Source organism: Duganella sp. GW821-FHT01E12, from assembly GCF_059422325.1.
Window position 1 is genome coordinate 1 of record NZ_JBWKWR010000018.1, and the last position, 10,582, is coordinate 10,582.

14 protein-coding genes are annotated in these 10,582 nt (G+C 70.6%); all 14 read right to left on the bottom strand.

The genetic code is table 11. From position 1 onward, the window contains the following. On the bottom strand, positions 1-346 hold a 346-nt coding region (locus tag AC07WS_RS29305), incomplete at its 3' end, for a hypothetical protein (RefSeq protein WP_494732458.1). Beyond that, complete coding sequence (locus AC07WS_RS29310; protein WP_494732459.1) at positions 336-803, bottom strand: hypothetical protein; 468 nt, start codon at positions 801-803, stop codon at positions 336-338. The genes AC07WS_RS29305 and AC07WS_RS29310, both read right to left, overlap by 11 nt. Then, positions 803-2,113, bottom strand: a complete 1,311-nt coding sequence (locus AC07WS_RS29315; RefSeq protein WP_494732460.1) for a FliI/YscN family ATPase — start codon at positions 2,111-2,113, stop codon at positions 803-805. The genes AC07WS_RS29310 and AC07WS_RS29315 overlap by 1 nt, the downstream gene beginning before the upstream one ends. Further along, positions 2,113-3,039 (bottom strand): FliH/SctL family protein, encoded by a 927-nt coding sequence (locus tag AC07WS_RS29320; RefSeq protein WP_494732461.1) that lies wholly within the window; start codon positions 3,037-3,039, stop codon positions 2,113-2,115. Before AC07WS_RS29320 ends, AC07WS_RS29315 begins: the two co-directional genes overlap by 1 nt. Next, positions 3,027-3,506, bottom strand: a complete 480-nt coding sequence (locus AC07WS_RS29325; RefSeq protein WP_494732462.1) for a hypothetical protein — start codon at positions 3,504-3,506, stop codon at positions 3,027-3,029. Before AC07WS_RS29325 ends, AC07WS_RS29320 begins: the two co-directional genes overlap by 13 nt. Beyond that, positions 3,503-4,966 carry a flagellar basal-body MS-ring/collar protein FliF gene (gene fliF / locus AC07WS_RS29330; RefSeq protein WP_494732463.1) on the bottom strand — a complete coding sequence of 488 codons (1,464 nt, stop codon included), beginning with the start codon at positions 4,964-4,966 and terminating at the stop codon, positions 3,503-3,505. The genes AC07WS_RS29325 and fliF overlap by 4 nt, the downstream gene beginning before the upstream one ends. A 9-nt stretch (positions 4,967-4,975) precedes the next feature. Continuing rightward, positions 4,976-5,275: a flagellar hook-basal body complex protein FliE gene (gene fliE, locus AC07WS_RS29335; protein ID WP_494732464.1), complete on the bottom strand. Its 300-nt coding sequence runs from the start codon at positions 5,273-5,275 to the stop codon at positions 4,976-4,978. Next, positions 5,272-5,700, bottom strand: a complete 429-nt coding sequence (flgC, locus tag AC07WS_RS29340) for a flagellar basal body rod protein FlgC (protein WP_494732465.1) — start codon at positions 5,698-5,700, stop codon at positions 5,272-5,274. Before flgC ends, fliE begins: the two co-directional genes overlap by 4 nt. Next, on the bottom strand, positions 5,700-6,074 hold the full coding sequence (locus AC07WS_RS29345; RefSeq protein ID WP_494732466.1) for a flagellar basal body rod protein FlgB: 375 nt from the start codon (positions 6,072-6,074) through the stop codon (positions 5,700-5,702). The genes flgC and AC07WS_RS29345 overlap by 1 nt, the downstream gene beginning before the upstream one ends. A gap of 21 nt (positions 6,075-6,095) precedes the next feature. Beyond that, complete coding sequence (locus AC07WS_RS29350) at positions 6,096-7,208, bottom strand: flagellar basal body P-ring protein FlgI (RefSeq protein ID WP_494732467.1); 1,113 nt, start codon at positions 7,206-7,208, stop codon at positions 6,096-6,098. A 2-nt stretch (positions 7,209-7,210) separates the two neighbouring features. Beyond that, a complete protein-coding gene (locus AC07WS_RS29355; protein WP_494732468.1) occupies positions 7,211-7,780 on the bottom strand; it encodes a flagellar basal body L-ring protein FlgH in 570 nt (189 codons plus the stop codon). A gap of 3 nt (positions 7,781-7,783) precedes the next feature. Continuing rightward, positions 7,784-8,746: a flagellar basal body P-ring formation chaperone FlgA gene (flgA, locus tag AC07WS_RS29360; protein ID WP_494732469.1), complete on the bottom strand. Its 963-nt coding sequence runs from the start codon at positions 8,744-8,746 to the stop codon at positions 7,784-7,786. A 2-nt stretch (positions 8,747-8,748) separates the two neighbouring features. Next, positions 8,749-9,528, bottom strand: coding sequence for a flagellar basal-body rod protein FlgG (flgG, locus tag AC07WS_RS29365; protein ID WP_494732470.1), 780 nt, complete (start codon positions 9,526-9,528; stop codon positions 8,749-8,751). Between the two features lie 5 nt (positions 9,529-9,533). After that, positions 9,534-10,235, bottom strand: a complete 702-nt coding sequence (locus tag AC07WS_RS29370) for a flagellar hook-basal body protein (protein ID WP_494732471.1) — start codon at positions 10,233-10,235, stop codon at positions 9,534-9,536. Positions 10,236-10,582 lie beyond the last annotated feature (347 nt).

Genomic DNA, 10,582 nt, shown 5'->3' on the forward strand with positions numbered 1-10,582 from the left:
GCGCCGATCCGTGCGCGGCGGCGGCCGTGGCGCCGTTGCCGCCTGGCGCCTCGGCCGGCGGCAAGGCGGCCACGCGCTGCGCCACGGCGGCGCCGGCGTCGCCGCGCTCGGCGGCATCGGCCCGGGCGGCGTCGCGTTCGCGTCCGGCCGCGCGCTCGCGCAGCGGCTCACGGCCCTCGTCCACGGCCGCGCCGCGCCCGTCGCCGGCCGGCTTCTTGCCGGCCTGCAGCAGCATCGCGTGCTCGACCTCGTACAGCCAGCGGGTCTGGCGCGCGTCCGTCTGCAGCCGCTGCGCGGGACCGGTTGCCGGCGCCGTTGCGCCATATCCATCCACATTAATTGCCATCTGCCGCCCTCACTGTCTGCAATACATTCCATTGATCGTCCGCGTCCTTGAACTCGCCGCTCAGGCGGGCCCGCACGAACTCCTTGCGCATCGCGTCCCGATGCTCTTCCACCGCGTCCAGCGCGCGCCGGGCGCCGGCCACGCCGGCGACCAGCTGCTCGCGCCGCCGCTGCGCCTCCTGCTGCAGCCGGTCCAGCTCCAGCAACAGCTGCCGGCGGTCGGCCAGGTAGCGCGCCAGCAGCGCGAAGCGCTCGACCCGCACCGCCTGGCCGTCGCGCCCCAGCGCCTTCCATTCCTGCCCGGCCTGGGCGATGCGCGCGCGCTCGGCGTCGCAGTCCGCGCGCCGCCGGGCCAGCTCGGCGTTGCAGTCGCTCAGCTCGCGCAGCAGCGCGTCCAGCGCCCACTGGCGCTGCAGCGCGATCGGCTCCAGCGCGTAGCGGAAGCGCGCGCCGCCCATCAAGCCGCTCCGGTGACGGCGCCGCGCAGGCGCGCCAGCGCCGCCTGGCGCGTGGTCGATTCCAGCACCGACTGGCGCAGCACTTCGCGCAGCGCCGGCGCCACCTCGATGGCGCGGTCGATGGCGGGATTGCTGCCGGCGCGATAGGCGCCCATGTCGACCATCTGGCGGTTGCGTTCATACGTGGCCAGCAACTCCACCGCCGCCCCCATCAATTCGCGTTCGCCGGCGCTGGTCAGGTCCGAGGCCAGCCGGCTGCTGCTCTGCAGCACGTCGATGGCCGGGAAATGGCCTTCGTGCGCCAGCTCGCGCGACAGCATGATGTGGCCGTCCAGCGTGGCGCGCACGATGTCGGAGATCGGCTCGTTGAAGTCGTCGCCCTCCACCAGCACCGTGTACAGGGCGGTGATGGCGCCGCCGCTGTCGGTGGTGCCGCAGCGCTCGCACAGCGCCGGGATTTCCGCGAACACCGACGGCGTGTAGCCGCGCGCCGTGGGCGGCTCGCCCGCCGCCAGGCCGATCTCGCGCCGCGCCATGGCGAAGCGGGTGATCGAGTCCATCATCAGCAGCACCTGCCGGCCCTGGTCGCGGAAGTACTCGGCCACCGCCGTGGCCGCATGGGCGGCGCGCGTGCGCACCAGCGCCGGCTGGTCCGAGGTGGCGACGATGACCACGCTGCGCTTCAAGCCCTCGGCGCCCAGGTTTTTTTCGACGAACTCGCGCACCTCGCGGCCGCGCTCGCCGATCAGCGCGATCACATTGACGTCGGCCTGCACATCGCGCGCCAGCATGCCCAGCAGGGTGCTCTTGCCGACGCCGCTGCCGGCGAAAATGCCCATGCGCTGGCCCCGGCCCAGCGGCAGCAGGGTGTCGATGGCGCGCACGCCGGTTTCCAGCAGCTGCGCGATGCGCGGGCGCGTCAGCGGATTGATGGGCGGCGCGAACAGGCTGCGCACCTCGGCCGCCACCGGCGCCGGGCCGCCGTCGAGCGGCGCGCCGAACGCATCGATCACCCGGCCCAGCAGGCCGCTGCCGACCCGCATGCCCGGCGGCTGGCCGTTGGCGACGATGCGGCTGCCGGCGCCGACGCCGCGGGTGTCGCCGTAGGGCATCAGCACGATGCGGCCGGGCTTGACGCCCACCACTTCCGCCAGCAGCGCCGGGGCGCCGCCGTCGAGCTCGATCTCGCAGACCTCGCCGATGGTGGCCTCCGGCCCCACCGCCTCGATGCTCTGGCCGGAAATGCCCAGCACGCGGCCGGTGCGGCGCGTCAGTTCGGCGCCGCGGACGGCATCGAGATAGGCTTGCATCAGACCGGCGCCTCAAGCTGGGTGTGCTGGCGGCGCACTTGCATCAGCGTCTCGCGCAGATGCTGCAACTGCAGGTCCAGCCGCGCATCGAGCGTGCCGCGCGGGCCGTCGACCATGCAACCGCCCAGCTCGATGCCGGGGTCGCCCTGGAAGGCCAGGCGCGGATCGAGCGCGCCGCCCTCCAGCAGCGGCAGGTCCAGCGGATGCACGCGCACCACCAGCGACTCCGCCCCCTGCGCGCCATCGGTCAGGCTGCGCACCATCGACGCCATGCCGTCCCGGCTGGCCGCCTGCGTGCCCAGCATGCGGCAGACGGCGGTGTAAGCGGTCTCCACCAGCAGGTCCTGCTGTTCGTCCAGCACGGCGCGGCGCGACTGCGTCAGCGCCTGGGTCACCGCGTTCAGCCGCTCGACCTGGGTGGCCACGGCGGCGGCGGCCTCGCGTTCGCCCTGCTCCAGTCCCTGCTGGCGACCGCTGCGCCCGGCCTCGGCGCGGATGGCCTCGGCCTCGTCGTGCAGGCGCTGCTGGGCTTCCTGCAGCGCCTGTTCGCGCGCGGCCAGGTCCGCCTGCTGCTGCGCCAGTTGCTGCTGTTGCCGGGCCAGCTGTTCGCGCTGCAACGCGAGCGCGTCCTGCTCCGCCTGCGCGGCGGCCTCACGCTCGCGCAGCTGCTCCGCTTGGCGCGCCATCTGCTGCTGGAGCTCTGGCGGCGCTGGCGCTGCCGGGGCCGCCGATGCGGGCGGCGCCGGCGCGGCCGGCACAGGCGCGGGCTCAAGCGGCGCGGGCGCGGTCGGCGCCGACGCGGCTATGGGTTCGGGCGGCGCCGGCGCGACGGCTACGGCCGCCGCGCCCGCCGCCGGCATGGCGCCCGGACGGCGCAACTGGCGGCTGCCGGCCGCCATGGCCGGCGCGCGGATTATCGCCGCCATGATGTCATCCGTTCAAACAAGGCGGCCAGCGGCGACAAGGGCTGCGCGGCGCCGGCCGCCGGCAATGCCGCCAGCCGCGCGCCCAGCGCATCGCGCACGAAGCGCGCGCGCGCCGGGGCCGATGCCACCGGCGCGGCGACGATGGCTTCGCGCCGGGCCGGATGGTACATGGCCAGCAAGTCGCCGCGCCAGCGCCACGCTTGCATCGCCAGCACCTCCGCCACCAGTTCCACCGGTTCGTGTTCAAGCAGGCCGAACATGGCGGCCGCCGAGGCCGAGGCCAGGCCGCCCGGCTGCGCCGGCGCCGCTGCCGGCGCCTGCGCCGTTTCGAAGCCCAGCGCCCGCAGCTCGTCCAGATAGCCGCGCAACACCGACTGGTCGCCGGGCGCCAGCTGTTCGAGGATCAGGTGGCGGTCGGCGTCGGCCAAGGCGTGCAGCGCGACCGCCGCTTGACGGTGGCCGCTCATGGCTGGCGTCCCGCGACGTCGCCGGCCGCCGGCGTGGCGATCCACTGGCGCACGTCGTGCAGCATCTGTTCGCGCTGCGCGGCGCTGAGGCGGGCCGGCCGGGCGCCGCGGCGGCGCGCTCCCAGGCCGAAGGCGATGGCCGCCAGCGCGACCAGGCCGGCCAGGCCGGCCAGCCACGGCGCCACCTGGCGGGCCGCGCCCGGCCCGGGCTTGGCGACGGCGGGCGCGGCCGTGTCCACGGCGGTCTCGGCGCCGGCGGCCGGGGCCGGCATGACCAGGGCCTGCTGCGCGGCCAGCGAGTGCATCGAATACACCACCACCGCGTCGCCGCGCCGGCTGTCGAAGCCGGCCGCCAGCGCCACCACTTCCTTCAGCCGCGCCAGCTGTTCCTCATCCATGTCGCGCTTGACCAGCACGGCGATGGTCATGCGCTTGACGGCGCCGCCAGCCGCCACCACCTGCTCGACCCGGCGGCCGACCTGGTAGTCGAACTCGTTGGTGCTGCTGGCCGGCGCGCCGTTGACGCGCGCCGAGCCGGCCGCGGCGCCGGTGGCGGTGCTGCCGTCGTGCGAGCTGCTGCGCTCGCGCACCACCACGCCGGTGGCGTTGGCGGCCGGGTCGGAATTCTTGGCCGGCAGCACTTCCTCGGTGGTCACCTTGCTTTGATCGAGATTGAGCGCGACGTCTATGCTGGCCACCGCCTCGCCCGCGCCGTAGGTGCGGTCGAGCACCTGGGTGACTTTCTTCAGCAGATAGTCCTCGGTGCCGCGCTTGCCGTCGAGCTGGCTCAGCGCGGTTTCGCCGCCGTCGCCCTGGGCCACGCGGGTCAGCGCCACGCCGTGCTGGTTGAGCACGGTCACGTCGGCGCTGACGATGTCCGGCACCGAGGCCGCCACCAGGCGCTGGATGCCGGCGATCTGCTCGGCCGCCAGCACCTTGCCGCTCTTCATGGTCAGCGTGACCGAGGCCTTGGGCTTGGTCTGCGCCTTCTTGAACAGGCCCTGCTCCGGCAAGGCCAGGTGCACGCGGGCGGCCTGGATGTCGTCGATCGACAGGATGGTGCGGGTCAGCTCGCCCTGGATGGCGCGCAGATAGTTCACCTTCTGCACGAATTCCGTCATGCCGAAGTCGGCGTTGTTGAACACCTCGAAGCCCACCGCGCCATGCAGCGGCAACTCCTTGCCCATCAGCTTGAGCCGGGTCTTGTACACCAGCTCCTTGGGCACCATGATGGTGTTGCCGCCGTCGGCCAGCTGGTACGGGGTTTTCATCTTGTCCAGCTCGGCCGTCATCGACGCCGCGTCGGCCGGCGCCACGTCGGCGAACAGCACCTGGTAGTCGGTGCGGTAGGCCCACAGGCCGAGCGCGGCCGCCAGCGCGACGATCAACACCGCGCCCACCACGATACCCACGCGGGACTGCACCGCCAGGCGGTTCCATGCTTCATTTATGACTGCCACGTTCTACTCCTAGACCTGCATTCTCATCACTTCTTGATAGGCTTCCAGCGCATGATTCCTGACCTGGGCCAGCAACTGGAAGGACAGCTTGGCCTCCTCCAGATGGATCATCACCTCGTGTAAATTGCTGGCCTCGCCGAGCGCAAGCTGCTGCACCTCGTGGTCCGCCTGCACCAGGCCGGCGTTGACGGCCTGCAGCTCGGCCGCGAACCAGCCGCCGAAGCCGTCGGCCGGCTGCGGCGCCGGCGCCGTGGCCGGCAGCGCTTCGGCCGCCGCCAGCGTGGCCGCGGCGATCGCTTCGATCGTCATTGCTGGCCTCCGATCTCGAGCGCGCGCGCCGCCATGGTCTTGGCCGCGTTCATGGCCGCCACATTGGCCTCGTAGGCGCGCAGCGCCGTGCTCAGGTTGACCATCTCGGCCGTGTGATTGACGCCGGGATAGGCGACCATGCCCTTGGCGTCCGCATACGGATGGCCGGGCTCGTACACCATGCGCGCCGCCACCGCCTGCGGCTCGAGCGCCAGCACCTCGACGCCGCCGCCGGCCAGCCGGTCGAACTGTTCGCCGAAGTTCAGCGGCGCCGCCTGGCTCACCACCCGCAGCGGGCGATAGGCCTGGGCCGCGCTGGCGGCCGCGCTGTTCATGTTGGCGATGTTGGCCGCCGTCACGTCGAGGCGGAGCTTTTCCACCGCCATGCCGCTGGCGCTGATTTGAAATGCCGCGTTGTAGTCCATTAGCGTTTGCCTTCGTTGATGGCGCTGCCGATCAGCGCGAAATGCTTGTTGAGCGCCTTGAGCAGCGCCTGGTGGTGCAGCGTGTTTTCCGACAGCGACGCCATTTCCGTGTCCAGCGCGACCGCCTCGCCGGCCGCGCCGGCCGCCTCGAACTGCGGCCGCAACGCCGCCAGCCCGGCCAGCGACGGCGCGCGCCCCTGGCGCAGGTCCTGGCGCAGTGCGTCGAGCCGGCTTTCGAAGCTCACGCCCACGCGCTGGTAGCCGGGGGTGTTGGCGTTGGCGATGTTTTGCGCGATCGCTTGCTGGCGCATGCCGGCCGCGTCCAGCGCCAGGCTGAGCAAGCCTACCGTGCTGCTGTCGATCAGGGATACCATAGCTGCTTCCTTGGATAAAAGTTATTGCACGATCAGTTCGGCGTGCAGCGCGCCGGCCGCCTTCACCGCGCGCAGGATGGAGATGATGTCGCGCGTGTTGGTCTTGACCCGGGTCAGCGACTGCACCAGGTCGGCCACCGTGTTGTTGCTGGCGGCGACGAAGCCGGTCTCGCCCTGCTCCGCCACGTCGACCCGGCTGTTGGCCACGCGCACGCTGCGCACGTCCGGCCCGGTCTGGCTCACCAGCAGCGGCTGCGACACCGTGTTGTCGGTCACGATGGTGACCTTCAGGTCGCCCTGCGAAACCGCCACCCTGGAGATGCGCACGTCGCCGCCGGACACCACGGTGCCGGTGCGCTCGTTGATGACCACCTTGGCGCGCCGGTCGGGCTCGACGTTGACGTTCTCGACCGCCATGAGGAAGTCGGTCAGGCGCGCGCGCCGGCCCTCGGGGATGCGGATCTCGATGCCGGAGGCGTCCTGCGCCAGCGCCAGGTTCTGCCCCAGCGCGCCGTTGATGGCGGCCGCCACCCGGCTGGCGGTGGTGTAGTCGGGGTCGGACAGCACGAAGGTCACGCTCTGGCCGCCGTTGCTGACGTCGTTCGGCACGCCCAGCTCCACCGTGGCGCCGCCGGGGATAGAGGCCACCGTCGGATGGTTTTTCTGCACCACGTTGCCGTTCAGGTCGTACTTGTAGCCGCCCACCGACAGCGGCCCCTGCGCCAGCGCGTAGACCTGGCCGTTGGCCGCCTTCAGCGGCGCCAGGATCAGCGTGCCGCCCACCAGGCTGCGGGCGTCGCCCATCGAGGTGACCGTGACGTCGAGCGCGTCGCCCGGCCGCGCGAACGGCGACAGGCTGGCCGTCACCATCACGGCCGCGGCGTTGCGGCTCTGCACGTCGTCGGCCACCACCGTCATGTCGAAGCGCGACAGCATGTTGGCGATCGACTGGCGGGTGGCCTTGTTGCGGGCCGAATCGCCGGTGCCGGCCAGGCCCGTGACCAGGCCGTAGCCGGTCAGCGCGTTGTCGCGCCAGCCGGCGATCTTGCCGATGTCCTTGATGCGGATGGTCTCGGCCGCGCCGGCCGCGCCCAGGGTGGCGCACAGCAGCGCGCAGAGCAGGGATCGCAGCATGGTCACAGTCCGAACAGGGTGAGGAAACGCTGCCACCAGGCCGGGCGCTGGACGTCGGCCAGGTCGCCCTGCCCCGCGTAGCTGATCTTGGCCGAGGCGATGCGGGTCGACAGCACCACGTTGGCGTCGGACACGTCCTGCGGACGGATGCGGCCTTCGACGCGGATCTGCTGCTTTTCGTTGTTGATCTCAAGCAGCTGCTCGCCGGCGATCACCAGGTCGCCCTGGGCCGTGATCTCGCGGATCGCCACCGTGATCTGCGCCAGCACCCGTCCCTCGCGCGCGGTGCGGCCGCGGCCGTCGAGCTGGTTGTTGGCCTTGACGCCGGCGTTGTAGCCCTTGCCCGTCCCCTGCAGGTCGACGCCGACGCCGGCATCGCGGCCGGCGCTGGTGTTGGCGGCGCTGCTGGCGCTGGCGCTTTCGTACACCATCACCGTGATCAGGTCGCCGACGCGGCGCGGCCGCAGGTCGGAGGTGAACGACTGGTAAGTCGCCGGCTGGTACAGGCTGGTCGCCTGGACGCCGCCGGCGGACAGCGCCGCCAGCATCAGCAAAAATATGGACCGCATCATTAACTACCTTCCTTCAATTCGTACCAGGTCGGGTGCCATCACCCGTGCCGTCACCATCTCGTTGCTGCGCTCCGGGCGCACCTGCACCTGCTGGCCCACCAGCGCGTCGGCCTGCGCGGTGGCGCCGGTCTCCACTTCGATGCCGGCCGCCGCCGTCACCAGCCGCACGCGCTCGCCGCGCAGCACCATCGCCGCCGGCGCGATCTGCCGCGCCGTGGCCACCTGCCCGGCCGCCAGCGCCTGCCGCACCCGGCCGCCGTGCGCCAGCGCGGCGCCGTCCAGCGGCGCATCGGCCAGGCCCGCCACCTCTTCGCGCCGCGGCGCGAAATCTGCCGCCGTCGCCACCGTCCCGGCCGGCAAGGCGCGCCGCGCCACATACACCTCGCGCCAGGCGTTGACCGCCAGCGGCACGACCACCGAGCGGTACACCGCGCCTTGCGCGATCACGTCGATCCACACCGCCATCCGCGGACGCAGGCGGCTGCCGTCGACCAGGCGCGCCCGGTACTGCAGCGCGCCGGCCGGCGCCGCCAGGTCCGGCAGCGGCGCGGCCAGGCGCACGTCCAGCTCCAGCTCCGGCCCGCCCAGCCCCTGCTGCAGCTGCGCGCGCGCCAGCTCCAGCAGCAGCGCGCCATCGAGCGCCTGGCTCTGGCTCTGGATGCGCACCCGTTCGGCGCCGCGCCAGACGATGCCCACGCCGCGCGCCAGGCTCAGGCCGCGCAGCGCCAGATCGAGTTCGGCCCGGCTGCGCTGGGCGACCTGGCCGGCCAGCGGCGCGCTGCCCAGCTGCACCTCCTGCAGCGCCTGCCGCACCTCGGCGCTGGCGGCATCGACCTTGGCCAGGTCGGCCAGCGTCATGCGCGGGCCGCTCAGCAGCACCTCGGGGCGCAGCTCGATGACCGCCTCGCCCGCCCGCGCCGGCAGCGCCAGCAGCAGCGCCCAGCACGCCAGCCCCCGCAGCGCCATGCTTATTTGCGCAGGTTGTTGCTCATGCCCAGCATCTCGTCCGACGCCTGGATCACCTTGACGCTGCTTTCGTAGGCGCGCTGCGCGGCCATCAGGTCGACCATTTCGTTGACCAGGTTGACGTTGGACGCTTCGACAAAGCCCTGCGCCAGCGTGCCCAGGCCGTCCTCGCCGGGCTTGCCGTAGATCGCGTCGCCGGAACGCGCCGACGGCTGATACAGGTTGGCGCCCAGCGACACCAGGCCGGTGGTGTCGGAAAAGTGGCTCAGCTCGATGCGTCCGGCCTCGCTCGGCTCGGACTGGTTGGCGCCCTGCACCAGCACCTGGCCGTCGGCCTTGACCACGATGCTCCTGGCGTCGGTGCCGACATGGATGGCCGGCTTGAGCACATGGCCGTCCGCGGTGGCCAGGAAGCCGTCGTGGTCGACCGACAGCGCGCCGCCGCGGCTGTAGGCCGAACTGCCGTCGACCATCGTCACTTCCAGGAAGCCGTCGCCCTGGATGGCGACGTCCAGCGGCGCGTCGGTCTTGCGCATCTCGCCGGCGGTAAAGACCTTGGACAGCGAGAAGATGCCCACGCCGCCCCCGTGCCACAGGCTGGGCGCGCCCTGGGCGTCGGCGCTCCCGGCGCGATTGATCTCGCGGTAGACCATGTCCTCGAAGGTCACATGGCCTTTCTTGAAACCGGGCGTGTTCACATTGGCCAGGTTGTTGGCGATGGTGTCGACGCTTTTTTGCTGCATGTGCATGCCGGTGGCGGCGATATACAGTGACTCGTTCATGGCGTTTAAAAGTCTCCCAGCTTGCGTATGGTTTTTTCAAGGCTGTCGTCATAGCCCTGCATGATTTTCTGCAGCGCCTCGAAATGACGCACGGTCTCGGTCAGGCGCACCATTTCCTGCGGCGAGCTGACGTTGGAGTTTTCCTGGTAGCCCACCCGCACCGACGGCGCCGCGCCGGCCTCGGCCAGCCGCGCCCCGCCTTGCGCGTAGGTGCCGCTGCCCAGCGGCTGCAGCGCCTCGGGGTTGGCGAAGCGCACCATCTTCAGGCGCGCCATCACGCGCTCGCCCTGCCGCACGTCGCCGTTGGCGTCGACCACGTAAGGGCCGTTGAGGACGATCTCGCCGCTGGTGCCCATCACCGGCATGCCGTGTTCGCCGACCAGGCGGCCGCGCACATCGGTATGGAAGCTGCCCTGGCGCGTGTAGGCCGGCCCCTGCGTGCCGGCGATCTCGAAAAATTCCGGCCCCTCGATCGCCAGGTCCTGCGGATTGCCCGAATAGCGCACGGTGCCGGGCGTGGCGTCGATCGTCAGCGTGGCCGCGGCGGCGTCGGCCAGCCCGCCGCTTACCTGCTGGGCAAACGAGGCGCCGGACAGGATCTGCTTCTTATAACCGGGGGTCAGCACATTGGCCATGTTCTGGCTGATGGTTTCCATCCGCAGCAAGTCATGCTGCATGCCGCTTGCCGCGATCGCCATCACATCCATACAGAGTTTGCCCTTCGACGGCAGACACGCCGCAAGATTATTAAAAAGGCACGCATGCTACCATATTTTTAACAACATTACCCATAAGAAAAAGAGTATTTAATTTAGAACTATTGTTTCCACAGAACATAACTATATTTTTGGCACAATGAACGAATTTATAACAAGCTGAGCCGGGGAATGATCAGAATTAAATTTTGATAATTTTTGATTTTCCGTCACAAATACTGATATTGAAAAATCCGCGCCATGCCTCTAAACGCGAAAGAAAAAAATCCCAAAGATCATATTTTTCCTAAACTTTTGCAAAACCGTGTGGATACCTTGATCTGAACGGGGCAAGTTGC